Below are 21,990 nucleotides of genomic sequence, written 5' to 3'. Positions count from 1 at the left end.
CGATGGAAGTCGCGCTTGAGGTGGTTTCTGGTGGTGCGGCCGGACGGCCCGCATACCGGTGTTGTATGTGGGTCGTCCGGCCGTGCCGCCAGGGGCCGCCTCAAGCCCGGCTATCGCGATCGGGACCTCGACACAGGCCTTGAAGGCCGCGCACGAACGCCGCGAGCGCCAGCTCGAAGCTGTCGCGGTCGAGTTCGCGGGCGACACCGGGCAGCAGGTGGGCGCGGTCGAGGTGCGGGTAGCGGTCGGTGTAGTCCGCGGGATCGGACGAGAACCCGCTGGAGAACGAGCTCAGGGCCGAGCCGAACACGATGTACATCAGGCCCGCGGCGATCATCGTGGCCTCGCGGCGTGACCAGCCGGCGTCGACCAGGGCGCCGTGCAGCAGGTCGAGGCGCTGGAGCGACTCCTCGCGGCCAGCCGGGCCGTACGCGAGGAACGGAACGATGTTCGGGTGCGACGACAACGCCGCACGGTAGGAGCGCGCGCACCGGATCAGGCCCTCGCGCCAGTCGACGGTGAAGCCCGAGACGTCGACGGTCGACAGGATCGACGAGGCGATGTCGTTCAGCAGCTGGTCCTTGGTGCGGACGTGCCCGTACAGCGACGCGGCCTGCACGCCCAGCTCGGCGGCGAGCTTGCGCATGGACAGGCCGTCGAGGCCGTCACGATCGATGATGGCCAGGGCCACCGACCTGATCCGGTCGGGGCTCAGCAGAGGGGTGCTCGGCCGGGGCATGTGAGTTAACCTAACACTGTTCGGTTAGTCGGGAGGGCCTGTGGATCTAACGCTTTCGGACGAACACCGGCAGCTCAGGGAGCTGGCCCGGCGGTTCACCGACGAACGCATCGTCCCCCATGCCACGCGCTGGGACCGCGACGAGGCCATCGACAGGGACCTGGTCCCCGCGCTCGGCGAGGTCGGGTTCCTCGGGCTCGGGATCGACGAGCGCTACGGCGGCTCCGGCGGCGACAACCTCGCCTACTGCCTGGTCCTCGAGGAGATCGCCCGCGGCGACAGCGCGGTCCGCGGCATCATCTCCGTCTCGCTCGGCCTGGTCGCGAAGTCGATTGCTGCACACGGCACCGAGGAGCAGAAACAACGCTGGCTGCCGGGCCTGACCGCGGGCACCCAGGTCGGCTGCTTCGCCCTCACCGAACCCGGCACCGGCAGCGACGCGGGCAGCCTCGTCACCAAGGCCACCAGGACGGACGGCGGCTACCGGATCAACGGCCGCAAGGTCTTCATCACCAACGGCACGTGGGCCGACGTCGCGCTCGTGTTCGCCCGCACCGGCGGACCGGGCCCGAAGGGCATCAGCGCCTTCCTGGTCCCCACCGCCTCGAAGGGCTTCGAGGCCACCGAGATCAAGGGCAAGCTCGGCATGCGCGGCCAGGCCACCGCCGAGATCACCCTCGACGACGTCGACGTGCCGGAGGACGCCCTGCTCAGCACCGAGGGCTTCAAGCTCGCGATGGGCTCGCTCGACAAGGGCCGCATGTCCGTCGCGGCGGGCTGCGTCGGTGCCGCCCGGGGCGCACTGGAGGCCGCGCTGGGGTACGCCGGGCAACGCGAGCAGTTCGGCAAGCCCATCGCGGGCTTCCAGCTCGTCCAGGAACTCCTCGCGGACATGGCCGTGGAGACCGACGCCGCCCGGCTCCTGACGTGGCGCGTCGCCGACCTGGCCGACCGCGGCGAGCCGTTCCGCACCGAGGCGAGCATGGCCAAGCTCTTCGCCAGCGAGGCGGCGGTCAAGGTCGCCAACAACGCCATCCAGGTCTTCGGCGGCTACGGCTACATCGACGAGTACCCGGTGGGCAAGTACCTGCGGGACGCCCGTGTCACCACCCTCTACGAGGGCACCAGCCAGATCCAGAAACTGCTCATCGGTCGCGCGCTGACGGGCATCAACGCGTTCGCCTGAAAGGAAAGAAATGGACTTCACGCTCGACGAGGAGCAGAAGGAGATCCGCGACTGGGTGCGGACCTTCGTGCGCAAGGAGATCATCCCGCTGGAGCCCGAGGTGCTGCGCCGCGAACGCGCGGGCCAGCCGGGTCTCGCGCGGGACGAGCTGAAGGAGCTGCAGGACAAGGCCAAGCAGGCCGGGTTCTTCGGTGTCCTCACGCCGCAGGAGTACGGCGGCATGGGCCTCGGCGCCGTGATGACCGCGCTCCTCGAGGCCGAACTGGGCCGCAGTTTCGTCCCGTTCCGCTTCGGCGGCTACGCGGACAACATCCTGTTCCACGGCAACGAGGAGCAGAAGCAGCGCTACCTGCTGCCGACGATCTCCGGCGAACGCGTGTCGTGCTTCGCGATCACCGAGCCCGGCGCCGGCAGTGACGCCAAGGCCATCCGCACGTCCGCCGTGAGGGACGGCGACGAGTGGGTCATCAACGGCGAGAAGACCTTCATCACGCAGGGCAACGAGGCCGACTTCGTCATGGTGTTCGCCGTGACGGACAAGGAGAAGGGCGCCAACGGCGGCGTCACGTGCTTCCTGGTCGACCGCGACATGGGCTGGAAGTCCGAACCCATCCCGACCATGGGCCAGTGGGGTCCGGCCGCGCTCGTGTTCGACAACGTCCGCGTGCCGCACGAGAACATCCTCGGCGAGGAGGGCAAGGGCTTCCACCTCGCGATGCAGTGGATCGGCCAGGGCCGCTACCTGCTGCCCGCCCGAGCGCTCGGCAGCGTCGAGCGGCTGGTCGAGATGGCGATCGAGCAGGCCAAGAACCGCGTCACGTTCGGGCAGCCCATCGCCGAGTACCAGGCCATCCAGTGGATGATCGCGGACTCCGCGGTCGAGATCGAGGCACTGCGCTGGCTCGTGCTGCACGCCGCGTGGCTCGTCGACCAGAAGCAGGACTCGCGGCAGGCGCAGTCGATCGCGAAGCTCTACGGCGGCATCAAGGCCAACGAGATCGTCGACCGCGTGCTGCAGATCCACGGCGGCATGGGCTACACCCGTGAGCTGCCGATCGAGCGCTGGTACCGCGAACTGCGGCTGCTGCGCATCTACGAGGGCACCGACGAGATCCAGCGCCGCACGATCGCCCGCAACCTCCTCAAGGGCCACGCGAACATCCGCGGCACGCTCGGGTAGCCCTATGTTGGGGTGATGCTCAACCACGGCATCCTCGGCGTCGTCGAACGACAGGTCCGCACCTGGTCGGCCGGCGACGCCGGGGTGTACGCGGCGGCGGCCGGCGGCTACTCCCCCGCGTTCGCCATCCCGCTGCTGCAGCAGGGCGGCCCGCAACTAGGGCTGACCGGCGCCGACATGACCCAGGTCCTGCACGCCGAGCAGTCCTTGTGGCTGCACGGCCCGCTCCCGTCGCACGGCTCGGCGGTCGTCACCAAGACCGTCACCGACATCTACGACAAGGGCTCCGGCGCGCTCGTGGTCAGCACGTGGGAGTCGACCCACGCGAGCACGCGGTCGTCGTGCTTCGTCAAGGGCGAAGGCGGTTTCGGCTGCGAACGCGGTGAGACGCGCGAGTTCACCGTCCCCGGCACCGCTCCCGAGGTCGGCTTCTTCCAGACGACCGGGGACCAGGCCCTGCGGTACCGCGAGACCGGCGACGTGAACCCGATGCACCACGACGCCGAGTTCGCGCGCCGGGCCGGGTTCGCGCAGCCCATCCTGCACGGCCTGTGCACGCTCGGGATCACCGTGCGCGGCCTGGACTTCACCGAGCTGCACGCCCGGTTCACCGCGCCGGTGACGCCCGGTGACGAGCTCCGGATCGAGCGCTGGCCGACCGGCGAGTTCCGCACGTTCGCGAACGACCGGCAGGTTCTGCTCGGATCGGTTCGGTTTTCCGAAGTGGACAGCCGCTGAAAGCTCGCACGATCGAGTCATGAGCAGCGCCCTGGCAACCGTGGACTCCGGAATCGAACCGGTGCGCGTGGCGGTGGAGTCCCGTGACCTGATCAGCTCGGCCGGCGTGACGCACCTGTTGAAGAACTCACCACGCGTGCGGGTGGTCCAGGACCGCTCGGACGCACATGTGCTGCTGGCCCTGGTGAACGAGCTGTGCGCGCAGCAGGCCGCACGGCTGAGGGCCTGCGGTTCGCCCAAGATCGTCGTGATCGCGGCCCGAATCCACGACCTCACCCCGTCGATCGCGGCCCAGGCCGGGCTGGCGGTTCCGTTGCGGCGGGCGGACGTCAACGCCGAACGGCTGATCAAGCTGCTCGTCGGTGGCCACGCGGTGCAGGACCGCTCGCCGGTGCTGAACGACCGCGACCTGCAACTGCTGAAGCTGCTGGCCGACGGCGCGACGATCGCGGAGGTCGCCGCGCGGCTGTTCTGCTCGGAGCGGACCGTGAAGTACGCGCTGCACCAGCTGCTGGAACGGTTCGGGCTGCGCAACCGGGTGCACGCGGTGGCGTGGGCGCTGCGTTCCGGCTTGCTCTGACAGCTCAGCGACTCCTGTTGAGACGCAACGGATCGAACAAACACGAATGGCCTATAACCTCTCCCCGAGATCGCTCCCGCGGAATGGCCGTCGTCGTCCGGACGAGGTGGGCGACGACCCCCTGCCGTTCCGACGAAGGAAAGTCATGCGTTTCAGCCCGTCCATCGTGCTGTCCCGGATCATCGAGGGCACACTCGCCCTGCTCGGCATCCCCATCTTCTTCGCGGAGGTGGGCGACACCCGTTGGATCGCGTTGTGGGACGTCCTCGCCGTCGTCTACCTCACGATCCGCGTCATCCGCCTCAGCCGGAGCAAGCGGGCGGGCGACGACCAGGGCGCCTGGGTCAAGACCGCGCTGGGCCGCCGCAGCGGCACCCTGTTCACCCTGTTCACCAGCCTGGTCGGGATCACGTCCGGCCTGACCATCGTGCTCATCGAGGAAGGCACCCCAGCCGCGGTGGCCGACAAGGCCTTCGGTGTGCTCGCCGTGCTGCTGGCATGGGCGATCCTGCACTTCGGCTACGCCGACCGCTACGCGCAGGCCTACTACAGCGCCCTGCCCGAGAAACTGCTGGTGTTCCCCGGCACCGAACACCCGACCTACATCGACTTCACGTACTTCTCCTTCACCGTCGGCACCACCTTCGCCGTCTCCGACGTCGACGCGCACACCTCCGCGATGCGGCTGCGGATCCTCGCGCACGGCGTGCTCTCGTTCATCTACAACACCGCGATGCTCGGCATCGCCATCGGCGTGATCGGCGGCTGATCACGCGTCAGGCGAGGCCGAAGACGGAGGAGAGCTGCACCCGCCTGCTGATGCCGGCTTTGCGGTAGACGCGGGTGAGGTGCAGCTCGACCGCCCGTTGCGTGACGTTGAACCGCGCCGCGATCGACCTGTTCGTCTCGCCTTCCAGCACCAGCGAGACGATTCGCGACTCGTGCGGCGTCAGCCGGTCCCACGCCGCCCCACGCGGCGGCCGGTGTTCCCGGCCCAGCGCCGCACGCGCCTGATCCGCCAGTTCGGCCGCCCCGGCGCGTTCGGCGTCGGCCAGTGCGGCACGGGCGGTGCCGAGCGCGAGGTGCATGCGGGCGCGCTGGTGCAGCAACAACGCGCACGTCCAGACCGGCGGCAGCGTGCCCGTGTAACCGAGCCGCACCAACATCTCCCGTGCGTCGCCAGGACGACCGGCGTCCACACAGGACGCGACGAACGCCGCCGCCCCCAGCGCCACGCAGCCCCGCAGCGGTGACGCCTGGGCGAGTTCGCGCATCAGCCGGGAGACCTCGGCGTGGTCGCCACCGGCCCGATGAGCCCACATCTCCAGCGCGGTCAGCCAGTCCCGTTCCGCACCGACGAGCCGGATCCGCAGCTCTGGCGCCAAGTCCAGCACGACTCGTTCGGAACCCCTGCGCAGCAGGCCGAGTCCGGCGAGAGCGAGCGGAACGATCCGCGGCCCCGTCTCGGGGAGATCTCGCAGGGCCCGTTCAGGATCCTCCGGCACGACGGGCGCGGCCGAGTGGCCGAGCAGGTCCTCGTCGCACTGCCAGTCGAGCACCACCGCGTCGAACCACTCCCCCGCGGCGGGCCGCTGCCGGGCGAGTTCGCCGGCCCGGGGCGCGATGCCGCAACGCAGGTGGAGTTCCGCCATCGTTACGGCCACGTGCTCGGCGATCTCGCCGTCCACCGGCTCGCGCAGAGCGGCGCGCAGGCACCTCACCGCCTGCTCCGGCCGCCCGGCGGCCTGGTGCAGCCGCGCCGCCCCGTGCAGGAGCGGTGCCACCCACCGCGCGCCGACGGGTTCCGCGCAGGCCACCACGTGCTCGGCGACGGCGACCGGCGGATCGCACCGCCGATGCGTGACCTCGGCGGCCGCTCGGTGCAGGGACTCACGTGACTCGGGTGTCATCTCGTGCCGGATCGCATGGCTCAGCGCCGGCGACTGGACGCGCATCGGGTCACTGACGGCGAGACGCACGTCGACAAGGCGTTCGAACGCGGCCAAGGTGCGGAACGACCCCATTCCAGCGACCTCGCACAGCACGTCGAGAGAGGCGCTGCCCAGCACCGCCAGCGCACGGGCGACCGCGACCGCGTCGGCGTCCAGCACCTCCCAGCTCCGGCGCACGGCCCGCAGCAGGCGCGGCAGCCGCAGGCCGGGAAGCACGGCACGCAACGAGGACAGGTCCGTGACCACGTCCAGGACGTCGCTCAGCACGCCGGGAGCCCCACCGCTGTACTCCAGGCACAACGCGGCCAGGTCCGGCGGCACCTCGGCGTCGAAGCGCCGCCGGATCATCTCCGCGACCGCTTCGGCATCGATCGGCCGCAACGGCATCCGCACGGCGTCCACGACCTCCAGGACGTCCGGATCGCAGTCGCCGGCGAGCAGCACCGCGCCCCGGAAACGCGCCAGCCGGTCGGCCTCCTCCGCGCACAGCCGCTCGGCGTCGTCGACCACCAGGACCGTGTGGCTGTCGACCCCGCTCAAAGCCCGCAATCCGCGCACCGGCCGCAACCCGCTGCGCACCGCGATTGAAGAAGCAACGGACAGCAATGCGCTTTTGCCCATACCAGTTGCACCATGCACAACGCACGAGCGAGCGCCACCGCTCAGCGCCTCCGTCAGGACGGCGATCTCCCGCTCACGTCCGACGAGCAGGCCACCCGCCCTGCGCACGGCGGTGCCCACGAGACCGGGGCTGAGCGGGGTGACCATGTCAACCAGCAAATCGCGGGCCGTCCCGCGTGACCATGCAGAAGCACCGGCAGAAGTTCCGCAGGTCTGCCCCTTCGCACAACATCGGGTGTCGAAGCACCCGCCTGGAACGCGAAAACCGTTCGACCAATCAATTGGTAATGACAACGACTCGTCGTGAACCAATTCGCTGCCCATTACGTGATTCCCTATGTACACCTCACGAACACCTCTAGGAGTTCCGATGCGGGTCGCGTCACGCACCGTCTTCGACTTCGTCCGGCCGAACGGCTCCACCGCGCCGGTCGAGACTGAGCTGCTCTACCGGTCGGAGGACCCGTTCGCGGTGACGATGAGGTTCCGTGCGGGCGGCTCGGTCGCCACCTGGGTCATGGGCAGGGACCTGCTCGCCGAGGGCATGAGCAGGAGAGCGGGTGACGGCGACGTGCGGTTGCGGCCGCATTCGAGCCGGGTGCTGGTGCTGGAGCTCGTCTCCGACCGGCACATGACGGTCTTCCGGGTGCCGGCGGGCACGCTGCGCAAGTTCCTCGCCGCCACCGACCGGCTGGTACCCCGTGGCACGGAGCACTTCGACGCCGACGCGTTCCTGAGCACCGTCCTGCGCTGAGAGGCCGAGCACTTCCGCGAGGTCGCGCTGCAGCCTGGTCATGCCGGGCGACTCGTAGCCCTCGCTCTCGGCCAGCGCCCGCACCCGGTGCCGGACGGCGGCGTCGTGGTCGCCGACGCGGTCGCAGAGCCCGGCGATCTTCATCAGCACGGCCACCTTGGCCTCCGGGTCGGACAGCGACACCACCGCGCCGGCCAGCTGGTCCCGTGCCTCGGCGAACCGCCCGGCCGCGGCCAGCACGCGGCCACAGGTGTGCCCGGCCATCGACAGCAGGTTCGCCGAGCCCCGCCCGAGGAGTTCCTCGGCGTGCGCCACCACGCTCAACGCCTCGTCGTGCTCGCCGGTCCCGACGAGGGCGTCCGCCAGGCGGAGCGCCAGCTGGGCGGCGTTCTCCAGCGTTACGCCGCGCTCGTCCCCTCACAATGCGCGTTCCTGCTCGACGCACGCCCTGTGCGTTTCGACGGCCTCTTCGAACCGGCCTTGCCGTTGCAGCAGGACGCGGGAGAACGACAGCGCGATCACCACGTCCATCGGCCGGCCCGCCTCCCGGAACAGCTCGGCGGCCTGCCTGGCGTGGACCACGCCGTCCGCCTGCGCGCCGTCGCGGTTCGCGATGCCCGCCCGGTAGCAGTGCGCCCAGGCCCGTTCCGCCAGCGAGCCGCACTCCCGCGCCGCCCGCAACGCCTCGTGGTGCCACCGCTTGGCCATCGGGATGTTCGTGTGCCGCGCGATGTGGACCCAGCACACGAAGTTGAGCTGCTGGGCCCGTTGCCGCAGTTCCAGCGGTGCGCACCGGCCAGGTCGGCGGTGCCCTGGTCGTCCGGCAGGAACGCCGACGCGTGACTCGTCGCGGTGGCCAGGAACCAGTCATGCGTGCGCAGGCGGTGTGTCTCCACGTCCGGTTCGTCGCTGTGCAGCCGCTCGCGCGCGTAGTCGCGGACCAGGTCGTGGAACGAGTACCGGCCGGGAACGCCCGCGCGGAGCAGGCTCGCGTCCACGAGCTCCTCCAGCAACGCCTCGGCGTCATCGGTCCCGGCCGCCACGGCGGCGAGTTCGACGGACGTGTCCGGGCCGTGGACCAGCGCGAGCCGGCTGAAAAGGGTCGCCGCTTCGGGTGCGAGCAGACGGTAGGACAGCTCGAAGGCGGTGCGGCCCGCGATGGCGAGCGCCAGCGGCACCCCTCCGCACAGCGCCGCGACCCGGTCCGCCGACTCCAGGTCGGCCGCGATCCGGCCGGCGCGATGAGCGTTTCGGCGGCGGACGCCCAGGCCGGTGCGAGCGGCGAGGTCCTCCTGGGTGAGTCCCCTGCGGCGCCGGTAGAAGCGCAGGAACTCGCTGAAGGTGGTCGCCCGCATTCCCTCACCCTCCGGACAGGCACTTCCGCACCTCGGCGGCGATCTCGCGCGTCGCGTCCGTGTCCCACCGCTCGCACGCCGCGAGCGAGTCTCGCAGATGATCTCGGTACGCGCTGTGGTCGCCACGTGACCCGGCGTTGTGCGCGAGGGCACGCAGGATCTCGATCTCGCCCACGCCGTCGCCCAGCGCGCGGAACCCGGCGAGCGCCTGGTCCAGGTCCTCGTCCGACTCGGCGAGGCGGCCCGCCGCGCGGTGGGCCAGACCGCGGTGCCACAACGTCGTGGCGAGCCAGGACGCCATCCGGGCACGCCGGTAGACCGCCTCTGCCTCGGTGAGTACCTCGACGGCGTCGTCCGGCCTGTCGACGTCTATCAGCGCGAGGCCGAGCCATCCGAGCGTGCGCCCCAGTGCGGACAGTTCGTAGATGGTGCTGGCGTAGGCGCGCTGTTCCTTCGCTACTTCTTCGTGGGCCGTCACGGCGGCGATGGGGCGGTTCATCGACCGCCACAGCACGCCGAGCACGGAACGCGCGTAGTGCTCGTCCATCGGCTCCCGCATCGAGCCGATCGCCTTGAGGCACACGCGTTCGGCCTCGTCGAACTCCCCGAGCCCGCTGTGCGCGGCCGACGCGATCAGCCACACCCAGCCGAGGTGCCCGGTCTCCCCCGACTCCCCGGCGATCCTGGCCGCGCCGGTCAGCACCTCCAGCGCCGGTCCCGGCCGATGTGCGACGTCGAACAGCACCCAGCCGAGCTGACCGCGCACCACGACCTCCTGCCACGGTTCGCGCGCGGAGGCCAGTGCGAGGCGGTAGACGCGTTCCCAGACCAGGCCCGGTTCGATGGCCGCGTAGTGCGACACGGCGATCACCGCGCGGGTCACTTCCTCGTGCAGCCCCCTCGCCTGCGCCCGTTCGACGATCTCGGGCAGCAGGTCGCGGTGCTGGTCCAGCCAGCGCCGTCCCGTGGCGACGTCGGGGAAGGCCCTGCGCCGCGGACTCACCCGCCGGGCGTCACCGGTCTGTCCGAAGAGGACTCCGGCGGCCACGGTGGTCTCCAGGAGCCAGGCGAGCATCCTGCGGTCCGCGTCGTCGTCGGTGGCGTCGACCAGGCCGGTGGCGAACGTCCGCACGAGGCCATGGATCGCGTAGCCGTGGTCGTCGGGGTCGAGGAGGCTTACCTCGGTGAGGTCCTCCAGCGCCTGTTCGGCCTCCTCGACGGTGACGCCGGCCAGTTCGGCCGCGAGTTGAGGGCCGACGTGCGTGCCGACAAGCAGCCCGAGCCGCCGGAACACCAGCCGCGCGGTCTGCGGCAGGTGCGCCAGCGACACCTCGAACGCGCCGCGCACGTCCAGGTCGCCGGCGGTGAGCGCGGCCAGGCGGCGTTCCTCGATCTGCTCCACGAGGTGGCGGAGCGGCCATCGTGGACGACTGGCGAGCCGGTTGCCCGCGATCCGGAGCGCCAGCGGCGACGTCCCGCAGAGCCGGACGAGTTCCCGCGCCGTCCCGGGATCGGCCTCGACGCGCTGTGCGCCGATGATCGACGAGAGCAGTTCGACGGCGCACGGTTCGGTGAGCCCGCCGAGCCGGATCCACGTCGCGCCCGCCAGCCCGGCGAGCCTGTGCCGGGACGTGACGATCGTGAGGCAGCCCGGAGCCGCACGCAGTGTGCGGACTTCCTCCTCCGTGCTCGCACCGTCGAGCACGAGCAGAAGGCGCTTGCCCGCGAGCAACGACCGGTAGAGCCGCGTCTGGCCGTGCGCGTCTTCTGGCACGTGTTCGGCGGGCACCCCGAGGTCTTTGAGCAACCGCTGGAGGGGCTGTGCGGAGCCCTCCAGGTCGATGAGCAGCTGACCGTCCGGAAAGCGGCCCTCCAGCAGATGGGCGGCCCTCACGGCGAGGCTCGTCTTACCGGTGCCCGCAGCCCCATGCAGCACCACGAGTCCGTTCGGCATGTTGGCGATGGCGTCGAGTTCGGCGTCACGGCCGACGAGGTCCGCCACGTACATCGGGAGCGACCAGACCGGGCTGGTGAGCGCGACCCGGCCGGTCCTGGCCAGCCGGCGCAGTTCGGCCTGGTCGTGATCGTCGAGGTCCAGCGCGTCGATCAGGGCCTCGGTCGTGCGGCGCTGCGGGGAACGGGCGCGGCCGCGTTCCATGTCGCTGATCGCGCGGACGCTCACCCCGGACCGCTCGCTGAGCTCCTCCTGGCTGAGCCCGGCGTTCTTGCGGTGCCGCAGGAGCCGGGCGCCGAACGTCATGAGACAAAAGTTAGTGGGTCAAGCTCGTGATCATCTGCGCGCACACGCGGGAGAGGTGCCGTCGCATCACGGTCGACGCCCTGGCCGCGTCGCCGTCCGCGATCGCCCGGACGAGCTCGTCGTGGTCGTCCAGCGACGCGTGCTGGTGCGGCGGGTCGTCGTCCAGCGCACTGCGCAGCAGCACCACTCGTTGCTGCACGAGCCGCACCTGCTCGGCGATGTACGGGCTGCGGGCGGCCTCGATCAGCGTCTGGTGGAACGCGAGGTCCAGCCGGTACGGGAACGGCTGCCCCGCCGTGTAGTTGCGCCGGCTCTCCGCGCACACGTCCTGCAGCCGCACGAGGTCGACGTCGGTCCGCCGCGACGCCGCCAGCTCCGCGGCCGCGCACTCCAGCGCGGTGCGCAGCTCGAACAACGCCCTGACGTCCTCGGGGCTGGCGTCGGGCACGAACGCGCCGCGGTGCGGGACCAGCGTCAGCAGGCCCTCGGAGGCCAGGTGCCGGATCGCCTCGCGCAACGGCCCGCGGCTGATGCCGAGCTTCTGCGCCACCTCGACCTCGTTGACCCGGGAGCCGGTGGGGATCTCCCCCGTGAGCACCTGCTCGCGCAGCACGTCCACGGCCTGCCCGGCCAGGCTGAGGTGCAGTGGGGCCGGAGGTGTCACCTTCGTCTCCTGATCTGGACGGCACCGGCCGTCCTCCCGTTAAAATAGCGAACATGTCAACTGTCGACAGTTGGCAGTTTCGCGAGCGGACTGGAGGGGCGACATGGCACACGAAGTGGTGGCTGAGGTCTGGCGGGGCGACTTCCTCGAGTCGGTGCACCACGGCACCGTCGTCGCCACCGATGCCTCCGGTGACGCGGTCCTCTCCATCGGCCGCCCCGGCGACGTCGCGTTCCCGCGTTCGTCGAACAAGCCCTTGCAGGCGCTCGCGATGCTGCGCGGCGGCCTCGACCTCGACGGCGAGTTGCTCGCCCTGGCCTGTGCCTCGCACTCGGGCGAGGACTTCCACGTCACCGGTGCCCTCCAGATCCTGGCCTCGGCCGGTCTCGGCGAGGACGCCCTGCAGTGCACCCCCGACCTCCCGCTCGGCGAGCAGGCGCGCGCCCGGCACCTCGCGCAGGGCCTCGCGCCCGCCCCGAAGTACATGAACTGCTCCGGCAAGCACGCCGCCATGCTCGCCACCTGTGTCGTCAACGGCTGGTCCACCCACGACTACCTGGACCCGGCGCACCCGTTGCAGGTCGCGACCCGCCTCACGATCGAGGACGTGGCCGGCGAGCCCGTCGCCCAGGTCGGCGTGGACGGCTGCGGCGCCCCGATCTTCGCCATCAGCCTCACCGGCCTCGCCCGCGCGTTCGGCCGCCTCGCCAGCGCTCCCGAGGGCACTCTCGAACACCGCGTCGCCACCGCCATGAGCACCTACCCGCAGTGGGTCGGCGGCACCGGCCGCGACGTCACCGCGCTCATGGACGTTCTGCCCGGCGTCATCGCCAAGGACGGCGCCGAGGGCGTCTACGCGGTCGGCCTGCCCACCGGCGAGGGCGTGGCGCTGAAGATCGCGGACGGCTCGTCGCGCGCCCGCGCGGTCGTCGTCGTCGCGGTGCTCAAGCGGCTCGGGGTCGACGTGAGCAAGCTCGAGGACCTCGCCACGGTGCCGGTTCTCGGGCACGGCCGCGCGGTCGGCGCGGTCCGGCCGTCGCTCGCGCTGGCGAGTTGACGCCCCGCCGCCCGTCAACGGCCGCCAGGCCCGAATCCCGCGCCCCAGCCACTAAGCTGGGGTTTATGGGCGATTCGAAGGACGAGGACGAGAAGTTCCAGGAGGAACTGATCGGTCTCGACCCACACGACCCCGAGACGAAGGCGTTCGCCGACCATCTCGACAAGATGAAGCGGCAACGCCCGGGCTACACCGTCGAGGGCTACCTGGAAGGCGTGCAGGACTTCGCCGACTCGGCGAACCGCACGACAGGGCACCAGCGGCTCGTCGCCGTCATCGTCGTCGGGCTCATCCTGCTGGGCGTGCTGCTCACGATCTGGTTCGCACTCGGCGACATCCTCGCCATCATCTTCTGAGCCGGGCTTCTTCTGGCCACAAACGAGAACGAGACCTTAACGGGGCCTTACGGCGCCGGCCCTCACAGCGCCGCCGGGAAGCCCTGAGGGCACGCCGGAGTTATAAAGAGACATGGAACCTGTTGTCGGCGCCACCCCCAAAGTCGTGCGTTCCGAAGAGGAATGGCGCGCCCAGCTCAACCCCGCCGAGTTCGCGGTGCTGCGGCAGGCGGGCACCGAGCGTCCATGGACCGGCGAGTACACCGAGACCAAGACCGAGGGCCTCTACGAGTGCCGTGCCTGCGGGGCCGAACTCTTCCGCAGTGACACCAAGTTCGACTCGCACTGCGGCTGGCCGTCGTTCTTCTCACCGCTGGCCGGGGACGCGGTGATCCTGCGTGAGGACCGCGCGCTCGGCATGAAGCGCGTGGAGGTGCTCTGCGCCACATGTCACAGCCACCTCGGGCATGTTTTCGAGGGCGAGGGGTACCCCACGCCGACGGATCAGCGGTACTGCATCAACTCCGTCTCCTTGAAACTCGTTCCGTCCGAATAGGAGACTGAGCTCAGTCCGGTCACCAAGGATCCGGACGGACCTGGGAGGCACCATGATCTTCCGCACCGCCCTGCGTGGCACTGACGGCGAAGGCTCCGGCGGAGTCGACGGCGGCTCGTCCAGCTAGCCATAGGCAAGAAGCAGAGGCAGAAGGCCGGCAACCCTAAGGCTTCGTCAACAAGCCTTGTGGGGCTGTGGCGCGGACCACACCATTGACTCACCGAAGCACTTTCGGGGCAGTCAGGGGGTGGGTCGAATGCCAAGGCCTTGGGGATTGTCCGGACCGGAGTTCCTTCAGCTGTACTGGATCGGGCTGGCACTGGCGGTGCTGGTCGCGATCGTCGTCCGGGTACGCGTGCGGGCTGGTCAGAGCACCCAGCCCGTGCGCTCTCTCGACATGGACGAGCTCGCATATCTTGCGGGCGGTCCAAGGCGCGTGGTCGAAACGGCCGTCGCGCGACTGCTCACCGCGGGTGAGCTCAGGACTTCACGGCGTGGCACCGTTCAGGCCACGTCCACCACGCAGTCGCTCAACCAGGTGGACCGCGCGGTCGTCACCGACTGCCAGCGCTACACCAACCGCACCGTCAACCTGATGATCCCGGCCGTCTCGGCGGAACCCGTGGTCACGGGGATCGGCCGGCGCCTCGAGGGCATGGGCCTCCTGGTCGACCCGGACGTCGCGAAAAGCGCGGTGCGCAAGGGATCCATCGCCCTCTGGGTGCTCCTCGCGATCGGGGTCGCGCGCTGGGTCAACGGCATCATGGTCGACGCACCCGTCGGCTGGCTCACGGTGCAGCTCGTCCTCACCGGCCTGCTGATCGTGCTCCTCACCCGCCGCGGCAAGAAGGTCGTGCGCACCGGCAAGGGCAACGAGGTCCTCGCCGGCGCCCGCCGCACGAGCACCAGGGCGGCGGGAAGCGTGGACGAGGTCCTGTACGCGGGCGCGGCCGGTGCGGTCCTCTTCGGCGGTCTCGTCGTCTACCCGGATCTGGCGGTGCGCACTTCGCTGCTCGCCTCGTCCGGTTCCGGCAGCTACAGCAGCAGCGGCTACAGCTCGTGTTCGGCCGGTTCTTCTTCGTGTTCAAGCGGAAGCAGCTGCGGCGGTGGAGGCGGCGGTTGCGGTGGCGGCGGAGGCGGCTGACCGGTCGTTCGGTCCTTTTCAGGTAACAACAGGAACCCAGGGGTAGATCTCACGTCGAAGATGCACTGACACCAGTGAGGGGAGTGCTGATGTCCAAGTCTTCGGCACCGCACCGGACCACGTGGTCCGCGGAGGAGATCGGGTTCCTGGCAGGGGGACCGGGCAGGGCGGCGGAGGCCGTTCTCGCCCGGCTGCTGGACGGCGGTCTCGTGCGCGTCTCCCGCGAGGGACTCGTGACCGCCGTCCACCAGAACGGTTACGGCGCCCGGAGCGCACTCGAGGCGTACGTCCTCGCTGGACTCCAGGGCAACGCCCGTCCGATCAACCAGGTCGTGCAGGTCGCGATGGCGAGCCACGAGATGGGCTCGCTGCAGGAGGGCCTCGTCGCCCGCGGGATGGTGCACCGCGGGTTCGGAAGGCCTCGCGGTGGCAGGGCCGCGTTGCGACTGGTGCTGTTCCTGCCGGCCTTCGTCTCGATGTTCGTCGCCGTCGTGGTGCTCGAGCCCTGGCTGTTCCTGCTGACGGCGCTGCTGGTGCTGGCCGTGGTCCTGCTGCGCAAGCCGGGCAGGCTCACGAGGAACGGCAAGACCGTGTTGGTGTACGCGCTGAGGAACCCGCACAGCAGCGCGGACTCGGTGGCGTTGTACGGCCTGCGCAGGGGCAAGCAGCGCTCGACGTCGTCCACTTCGTACGTCGCCGCGAGCAGTTGTAGCTCGTACGACTGGAACCACCACAGCTGCGGCGGGACGTCGAGTTGTTCGAGCAGCAGTTCGAGCGGTTGCAGCAGTTCCAGCAGCAGTTGTTCCAGCAGCAGCAGTTCGAGTTGTAGCAGTAGCAGCAGTAGTAGCTGCAGCAGCAGTTCCAGCAGTTGAGGGGGAGACTGATGGAAACACCGACAACGGCGCAGGGGACGTGGCTGTCCGCGGAGGAGGCCGGCTTCCTGACGGCCGGTCCCGGACGGGCCGCGGAAGCGGTGCTGGCCCGCCTGATCGACACCGGTCTCGTGCGGGTCTCCCGCGACGGCCTCGTCACCGCGGTGCACCAGACCGGCCACGAAGCCACCACCTCGATCGAGGCGCGGATGCTGGGCCACGCGCGGACCGCCGTCCGGTTCGACACGATCGTGCAGTCGACCGCGAACAGCACGGAGGTGGCCGACCTGTACCGGCACCTTTTCAGCCGCGGACTCCTGCAGGTGCCCCGCCGCCGCAGCGAGGCCCGGTGGTTCACCCTCGCGGTCGCGGGCGTGCTGACCGTGGCGGGCTTCGTCGCGCCACCGTTCTTCGCCGGCGTGCCGATAGCGTTGTGCCTCTTCGTCCTGCAGTACGGCAGGAGCCCGGTCACGAAGGCCGGCAAGGCCGCGCTGAAGCACGTGACGGCGCACGACAGGGTGCACGCGGTGGCGCTGCACGGGTTCACCGGCAAGGTCGCCCGGCAGCACGTCGGCGAGTTGTTCGAACTCCCGCAGAGCGTCGTGAAGATGATCCCGCCCAGGTCGCGCAAGCCCAGGAAGCGGTCCACTGCGGACGGTGGCGGGTGCGGTTCGGCGTCCAGCAGCAGTAGCTGTGGTACCACTTCCAGCGGTTGCAGCAGTTCGAGCGGTTCGAGTTGCAGCGGCGGCAGCAGCTGCGGTGGCGGAGGAGGAGGCGACTGATGGCGGCACCGACGACAGCACGCGGAACGCGGTTGCCCCCGGAGCAGATCGGCTACCTGGTGGCAGGCCCCGGCCGGGCGGCGGAGACCGCACTGGCCAGGCTGCTCGACGCCGATCTCGTGCGGGTGTCGCGCGACGGGCTCGTGTCCGCCGTGCACCAGACCGAGCTGGGCGTCTCCACCGCGGTCGAGACGTTCATCCTCGTCAACCTGCGCAGGGCGGTCCGGTTCGACGCGGTCGTGCGGAACGCCGCGAAGAGCGCGGAGATGCGGACGTTGCACCAGCAGCTGCGGGCACGCAGGCTGACCCGCGACCCCCGCCCCCGGCTGGCGGCGTGGTGGGTCTTCCTCGCGTTCGGCGTTCTCTTGAGCTTGCTGGCCTTTCTGGAGCCGTGGACCCTCTTCGGCGCGGTGGCGTTCTTGGGCGTCGCGTACTGGACGTTCGGCGCGAAACCGCTCACCAGGGCGGGCAGGGCGGCGTTGAAGGACGTGACCGCGAGCGACAGGGTCCTCACGGTGGCGTTGGAAGGCTTCCGCGGCAGGATCGGCAACCAGAGCGTCGGCGAGCTCTTCGGGCTGCCGCAGAGCGTCGTGAAAATGCTGCCGCGCAAGAAGAGGAAGGCCCGCAACGGAGGCGCCGCGAGCGCGGCCGGCTGCGGCAGCGGGTGTGGCAGCAGCAGTTGCGGAAGCAGCAGCAGCTGTTCGTCGGGCAGCAGCAGCTGCAGTGGCGGCGGCAGCAGCTGTGGCGGCGGCGGCGGAGGAGGCGACTGATGGCGGGCATCAAGGACCTGGGCGTCGGCATCGGCTGGCGTTCGGAGATCGACCTGACCGTGGAACGGTTGCCCGGCGTGGACTTCGTCGAGGTCGTCGCCGAGAACCTCCACATCGGACACCTGCCGGAGTCGGTGACGCTGCTGCTGGAGCGCGGCGTCCCGGTGCTCCCCCACGCCGTGTCGCTCTCGCTGGGCAGCGCCGACCAGGTCGACCTCCACCGGGTCGAGCACCTGGGCGCCGTCGCCGAGGCGGTCGGCGCGCCGATGGTCAGCGACCACGTGTGCTTCGTGCGGGCGGGCGGGCTCGACTCCGGCCACCTGATGCCGGTGCCGCGCACCAGGGACGCGCTCGACGTGCTCGTCGCGAACGTGAAGCTGGCGCAGCGGAACCTGCCCGTGCCGCTCGCGCTGGAGAACGTCGCCGCGCTGCTGGAGTGGCCGGACGGCGAGCTGTCCGAAGGCCAGTTCCTCGCCGAGCTCGTCGAGCGCACGGACTGCTGGCTGCTCGTGGACGTCGCGAACCTCTACGCGAACGCCCGCAACATCGGCACGGACCCGGAGCGGTTCCTCGACGAGATCCCGCTGGAGCGCCTGGCCTACGTGCACGTGGCCGGCGGCGAGCAGAACGGCGACATCTACCACGACACGCACGCCCACGCGGTTCTGCCGGAAGTCCTGGAAGTGCTGGACGAACTGTGCTCGCGCGTCGCCCCGCCGGGCGTTCTGCTGGAACGGGACGACAACTACCCGTCCGACACCGAAATCGCGGGCGAACTGGCCGCGATCCGCGCGGTCGTGAACAAACACCGTGGCTGAAATCGTGGACGAGAACAGCCTTTCGTCCGCACGCGAAAGGCTTGCCGCCCGGCAGACCGAGCTGTTGAATGCATTGCTCGCGAACGGACCGGCACCGGCGGGATTCGACGAACAACGCCTCGGCGTCGAACGCCTCGCGTTGCTGTCGAAACGGCGCGGCATCGTGCGGATGCTGGGGCCCGCGGTCGCCGACGAGCTCGGCGACCGGTTCCGGCCGCTCTTCGACGCCTACGCCGCCGAACATCCACGTCGTGCGGGCTCTCGCGCGCGTGAGGATGCCGCGTCGTTCGCGGAATGGTGCCGCGTCTCCGGAGAACTGTCAGAAAAGCGCAAGCCGCGCTGGAAGTTCTGGCAGTCGAACTGACGGACGAGCGAAACGGGGGCCAGAATCCCCCGTTCGGCCCTGTGTGACCCCCAGCACCATCGATACGTTCGAAAGGGTTGGGGGACCTTTTCGCATTGCCTTCGCTTTGCCGCGAAAGGCCTTCCGGCCTGCGCGGACCACAGCGCGCAGAATTCGAACCACGAGGGGATTCGAATGCGCGGAAAATCCACAGTGCTGGGCGCCGTCACGGCGCTCGCCCTGACCGCGGCACCGGCCGCCACAGCCGCGGCCGCTCCACCGGCGGGCAACGCCCCGCAGAAGACCGCCGACGAGGTCACCCTCGTCACGGGCGACAAGGTCCTGCTGGGACACGACAGGCAGGTCGTCGCGATCCAGCCCGGTGAGGGCCGCAAGAAGATGGCTTTCAAGACCGCACGCACCGCGGACGGCCACCTGGTGGTCGTGCCTGAGGACGCGTTCGAGCCCCTGGCGGCGGGCCGGCTCGACACCAGGCTCTTCGACGTCACCACGTTGCTGGAGTTCGGCTACCGCGACCGCATGCCGTTGATCGTGGACGGCCGGGCGAGACTCGGTGCCCGGTCCTCGGACGACTGGACGGCGCTCAAGGCCGAGGCAGCGACCGGGGACAAGGTCTGGCTCGACGGCATCCGCAAACCGAGCCTCGACCGCAGCGTCGCCCAGATCGGCGCGCCGGCCGCCCACCAGAGGGGCATCACCGGCAAGGGGACCAAGGTCGCGATCGTCGACACCGGTGTCGACGAGAAGCACCCGGACCTCGCCGGTCAGCAGATCGCGGAGAAGAACTTCACCTCCGACCCGGACAACACCGACAACGTCGGCCACGGCACGCACGTCGGGTCGACCGTCGCGAGCCACGACTCGAAGTACGGCGGCGTCGCGCCGGGCGCGCAGCTCATCGACGCGAAGGTCTGCGTCGAGTTCGGCTGCCAGGAGTCCTGGATCCTCGACGGCATGCGCTGGGCGGCGGAGCAGGGCGCTCAGGTCGTCAACATGAGCCTCGGTGGTGGCGACACCCCCGAGGTCGACCCGCTGGAGCAGGCCGTCAACGACCTGACGGCCCAGTACGGCACGTTGTTCGTCGTCGCGGCGGGCAACTCGGGCTCGCCCGGCTCGGTGAGCTCCCCCAGCACGGCCGAGGCCGCGCTGTCGGTCGGCGCCGTCGACCGCGACGACAAGATCGCGCCGTTCTCCAGCAAGGGCCCTCGCGTCGGGGACAGCGGGCTCAAGCCCGAGGTGACCGCACCGGGCGTCGACATCGTCGCCGCCAAGGCCGGATCCGCCGACCACCTCGCGGGCAGCGGCACGTCCATGGCGACGCCGCACGTGGCGGGCGCGGCGGCGTTGCTCAAGCAGCAGCACCCGGAGTGGACGCCGGCGCAGCTCAAGTCGGCGCTCGCGACCACGGCCAAGCCCACCGGGGGCGTCAGCGCGTTCGACCAGGGCGCCGGGCGCATCGACGTGGCCAAGGCGATCGAGCAGGTGCTGACCGGCGACGTCACCGTCAACCTCGGCTTGCACGAGTGGCCGCACGGTGACGACAAGCCGGTGACCAAGGCGATCACCTACACCAACCCGACGGACGCGACCATCACGCTCGACCTCGCGTTCAAGGGCACCGCACCGGCGGGCATGTTCACGCTGGGCGCCACCAAGGTCACCGTGCCCGCCAAGGGCACCGCGTCCGTCAACGTCACCGGTGACTCGCGCGCCGGCACGCGGGACGCCGCGTACGCGGGCGAGGTCGTCGCGACGTCCGGTCCGCACACCGTCCGCACGCTCGTCGGCATCGACCGCGAGGTGGAGAGCTACACCCTCACGGTCGACATGATCGGCCGCGACGGGCAGGACGCGGGGAGCTCGTTCACGTTCCTGGTCGGCTTGGACAACGACACGTTCATGCCGGTCGCCGGTACGGGCGACGTGAAGATCCGCCTGCCCAAGGGCACGTACTTCCTCGACACGACGCTGTACAGCGGTGAACAGGACATGGACCTGCTCTACCAGCCCACCGTGGAGCTGACCGGCGACGCGACGGTCACGCAGGACGCCCGGCTGGCCCAGCCCGTGTCGGTGAAGGCGCCGGAGGAGACCGGTGACTTCACGCTCGGGATCATCGCCTTCCGCCGTGCGGTCGACGGCGAGAGCCGTCTGCAGGGCACGATGCTCATGTTCGGCGGCTTCGCGGGCGTCGGGATCGCTCAGGCCGGTGGACCGCTGCCGCCCGCCGACCTGTCGTCGCTCGCGATGCTGCAGGCGAACACCACGGCCGACCCGCACACGTTCTACCGGCTCGCCTACCCGGTGCCCGGCAGCCTCCCGGTCGGCCTCGTGAAGGCACCGGCCAGGCAGGACCTGGCCAGGGTCGAGTCCACCATCGGCGGCCAGAAGCCGGACAGCCAGGCGTCGAAGGGCGAGTTGCCGTTGTCCCCGCAGGGTCTGGGCGGCAGCACCGCGCTCTACCCGGTGGCGCCGGGCGCGACCGCGGTCGACTACGTGACGACCGAGGACGTGCGCTGGCAGTCCGCGATCATGACGCGGCACGCCAACGGCGCGCAGGAACGCATCACCTCGGCGCTGCGCGAGTACGAAGCGGGCAAGACCTACAAGGAGCGCGAAGTCCGGCCGGTGTTCTCGCCGGGTCTGCCCGAGTCGGAGTACGGGTTCGTCGAGCGGTACGGCAAGCAGTTCTACGTCGGCGTGCCGCTGACGAGCGACGCCAACCACGGCGATGGCACGTCCACTGTGGACAGCGCCAGGACCGCGTTGTACCGCAACGGTGTCCTGCTCGGTGAGACCACCACGCCGGGCGGGGTGTTCAACGACGTGCCGCTGCCCCGGGCCGACTTCCGCGCCGAGATGAGCATCGACCGGAGCTCGCAGTTCGAGTTCAGCACCAAGGTGTCCGCGGTGTGGACCTTCAAGTCCCAGGGCACCGAGGGCAGGATCGACGCGCCGCCGCTGTCGGTGGTGCGCTTCGAACCGAAGCTCGACGCCAACGGCGCGGTGCCCGCGGGCACGTTGCAGCGCATCGGTTTGCTCACCCAGACGCAGGGTGACGCGGGCAAGGTGCGCATCACCGGAGTCGAGTACTCGCACGACGACGGCAAGTCGTGGCGCCGTGCGGGCGTGGCCGGCAACAGCGCGTTGGTCTACAACCCGGCGAACGCGCAGTGGACTTCGCTGAAGGCCACTGCGACGGACGCCAAGGGTGGAACCGTTGAGCTGACGGTGATCCGCGCTTATCGAGTGACCGCGTAGCG

Annotated in this window: 21 protein-coding genes; 16 read left to right on the top strand and 5 right to left on the bottom strand. The window is 70.2% G+C overall.

What is annotated here, in order from left to right:
• Positions 1-100: 100 nt before the first annotated feature.
• Entirely contained in the window at positions 101-739 is a 639-nt protein-coding gene (locus LX88_RS38470; RefSeq protein ID WP_258952675.1) for a TetR/AcrR family transcriptional regulator, read from the bottom strand.
• A 40-nt stretch (positions 740-779) separates the two neighbouring features.
• Here LX88_RS38470 and LX88_RS38465 point away from each other — a divergent pair, with 40 nt between their 5' ends.
• From LX88_RS38465 to LX88_RS38445, 5 genes are all read left to right on the top strand, one after another.
• The gene (locus LX88_RS38465; protein ID WP_258952674.1) at positions 780-1,925 is read left to right on the top strand and encodes an acyl-CoA dehydrogenase family protein; all 1,146 of its coding nucleotides are present in this window, start codon (positions 780-782) and stop codon (positions 1,923-1,925) included.
• A 10-nt stretch (positions 1,926-1,935) separates the two neighbouring features.
• Positions 1,936-3,105: an acyl-CoA dehydrogenase family protein gene (locus LX88_RS38460; protein WP_258952673.1), complete on the top strand. Its 1,170-nt coding sequence runs from the start codon at positions 1,936-1,938 to the stop codon at positions 3,103-3,105.
• A 15-nt stretch (positions 3,106-3,120) separates the two neighbouring features.
• Entirely contained in the window at positions 3,121-3,843 is a 723-nt protein-coding gene (locus tag LX88_RS38455) for a MaoC/PaaZ C-terminal domain-containing protein (protein WP_258952672.1), read from the top strand.
• Positions 3,844-3,862: 19 nt separating this feature from the next.
• A complete protein-coding gene (locus tag LX88_RS38450; RefSeq protein WP_258952671.1) occupies positions 3,863-4,423 on the top strand; it encodes a helix-turn-helix transcriptional regulator in 561 nt (186 codons plus the stop codon).
• A 145-nt stretch (positions 4,424-4,568) separates the two neighbouring features.
• Positions 4,569-5,192: a DUF1345 domain-containing protein gene (locus tag LX88_RS38445; protein ID WP_258952670.1), complete on the top strand. Its 624-nt coding sequence runs from the start codon at positions 4,569-4,571 to the stop codon at positions 5,190-5,192.
• A 7-nt stretch (positions 5,193-5,199) separates the two neighbouring features.
• Here the strand turns inward: LX88_RS38445 and LX88_RS38440 are convergent, their stop codons facing one another.
• The gene (locus LX88_RS38440; protein ID WP_258952669.1) at positions 5,200-7,143 is read right to left on the bottom strand and encodes a helix-turn-helix transcriptional regulator; all 1,944 of its coding nucleotides are present in this window, start codon (positions 7,141-7,143) and stop codon (positions 5,200-5,202) included.
• A gap of 223 nt (positions 7,144-7,366) precedes the next feature.
• On the opposite strand from LX88_RS38440, the gene LX88_RS38435 reads away from it, so the two are divergent.
• Positions 7,367-7,750, top strand: a complete 384-nt coding sequence (locus tag LX88_RS38435) for an SsgA family sporulation/cell division regulator (protein ID WP_090069274.1) — start codon at positions 7,367-7,369, stop codon at positions 7,748-7,750.
• 518 nt (positions 7,751-8,268) lie between these two features.
• On the opposite strand, the gene LX88_RS38430 is transcribed toward LX88_RS38435, so the two are convergent.
• The 3 genes from LX88_RS38430 to LX88_RS38420 are packed head-to-tail and all read right to left on the bottom strand — an operon-like array spanning position 8,269 to position 12,029.
• Positions 8,269-9,105 (bottom strand): helix-turn-helix transcriptional regulator, encoded by an 837-nt coding sequence (locus LX88_RS38430; RefSeq protein ID WP_258952668.1) that lies wholly within the window; start codon positions 9,103-9,105, stop codon positions 8,269-8,271.
• Positions 9,106-9,109: 4 nt separating this feature from the next.
• Positions 9,110-11,365: an XRE family transcriptional regulator gene (locus tag LX88_RS38425; protein ID WP_258952667.1), complete on the bottom strand. Its 2,256-nt coding sequence runs from the start codon at positions 11,363-11,365 to the stop codon at positions 9,110-9,112.
• 10 nt (positions 11,366-11,375) lie between these two features.
• Positions 11,376-12,029, bottom strand: coding sequence for a GntR family transcriptional regulator (locus tag LX88_RS38420; protein ID WP_258952666.1), 654 nt, complete (start codon positions 12,027-12,029; stop codon positions 11,376-11,378).
• Between the two features lie 103 nt (positions 12,030-12,132).
• On the opposite strand from LX88_RS38420, the gene LX88_RS38415 reads away from it, so the two are divergent.
• The 10 genes from LX88_RS38415 (at position 12,133) to LX88_RS38370 (ending at position 21,988) form a co-directional block, all read left to right on the top strand.
• Positions 12,133-13,086: an asparaginase gene (locus LX88_RS38415; RefSeq protein ID WP_258952665.1), complete on the top strand. Its 954-nt coding sequence runs from the start codon at positions 12,133-12,135 to the stop codon at positions 13,084-13,086.
• Between the two features lie 65 nt (positions 13,087-13,151).
• Positions 13,152-13,442, top strand: a complete 291-nt coding sequence (locus LX88_RS38410; protein ID WP_258952664.1) for a hypothetical protein — start codon at positions 13,152-13,154, stop codon at positions 13,440-13,442.
• A 112-nt stretch (positions 13,443-13,554) separates the two neighbouring features.
• Positions 13,555-13,977 carry a peptide-methionine (R)-S-oxide reductase MsrB gene (gene msrB, locus LX88_RS38405; RefSeq protein WP_090013446.1) on the top strand — a complete coding sequence of 141 codons (423 nt, stop codon included), beginning with the start codon at positions 13,555-13,557 and terminating at the stop codon, positions 13,975-13,977.
• Between the two features lie 256 nt (positions 13,978-14,233).
• Positions 14,234-15,121, top strand: a complete 888-nt coding sequence (locus tag LX88_RS38400; protein WP_258952663.1) for a TIGR04222 domain-containing membrane protein — start codon at positions 14,234-14,236, stop codon at positions 15,119-15,121.
• Positions 15,122-15,210: 89 nt separating this feature from the next.
• The gene (locus tag LX88_RS38395) at positions 15,211-15,993 is read left to right on the top strand and encodes a TIGR04222 domain-containing membrane protein (RefSeq protein WP_258952662.1); all 783 of its coding nucleotides are present in this window, start codon (positions 15,211-15,213) and stop codon (positions 15,991-15,993) included.
• A gap of 11 nt (positions 15,994-16,004) precedes the next feature.
• Positions 16,005-16,775, top strand: a complete 771-nt coding sequence (locus LX88_RS38390) for a TIGR04222 domain-containing membrane protein (RefSeq protein ID WP_258952661.1) — start codon at positions 16,005-16,007, stop codon at positions 16,773-16,775.
• Complete coding sequence (locus tag LX88_RS38385; RefSeq protein ID WP_258952660.1) at positions 16,775-17,545, top strand: TIGR04222 domain-containing membrane protein; 771 nt, start codon at positions 16,775-16,777, stop codon at positions 17,543-17,545. Before LX88_RS38390 ends, LX88_RS38385 begins: the two co-directional genes overlap by 1 nt.
• A complete protein-coding gene (locus LX88_RS38380) occupies positions 17,545-18,363 on the top strand; it encodes an MbnB/TglH/ChrH family RiPP precursor modification enzyme (RefSeq protein WP_258952659.1) in 819 nt (272 codons plus the stop codon). Before LX88_RS38385 ends, LX88_RS38380 begins: the two co-directional genes overlap by 1 nt.
• Positions 18,356-18,727 (top strand): SCO6045 C-terminal-like domain-containing protein, encoded by a 372-nt coding sequence (locus tag LX88_RS38375; protein ID WP_258952658.1) that lies wholly within the window; start codon positions 18,356-18,358, stop codon positions 18,725-18,727. Before LX88_RS38380 ends, LX88_RS38375 begins: the two co-directional genes overlap by 8 nt.
• Before the next feature lie 174 nt (positions 18,728-18,901).
• Entirely contained in the window at positions 18,902-21,988 is a 3,087-nt protein-coding gene (locus tag LX88_RS38370; RefSeq protein WP_258952657.1) for a S8 family peptidase, read from the top strand.
• The last annotated feature ends 2 nt before the right edge of the window (positions 21,989-21,990 follow it).

This window comes from Lentzea californiensis (assembly GCF_024648825.1).
Taxonomy (GTDB): domain Bacteria; phylum Actinomycetota; class Actinomycetes; order Mycobacteriales; family Pseudonocardiaceae; genus Lentzea; species Lentzea californiensis.
The sequence above is the reverse complement of the archived record's forward strand: the minus strand, read 5'-3'. Positions and strand labels throughout refer to the sequence as shown.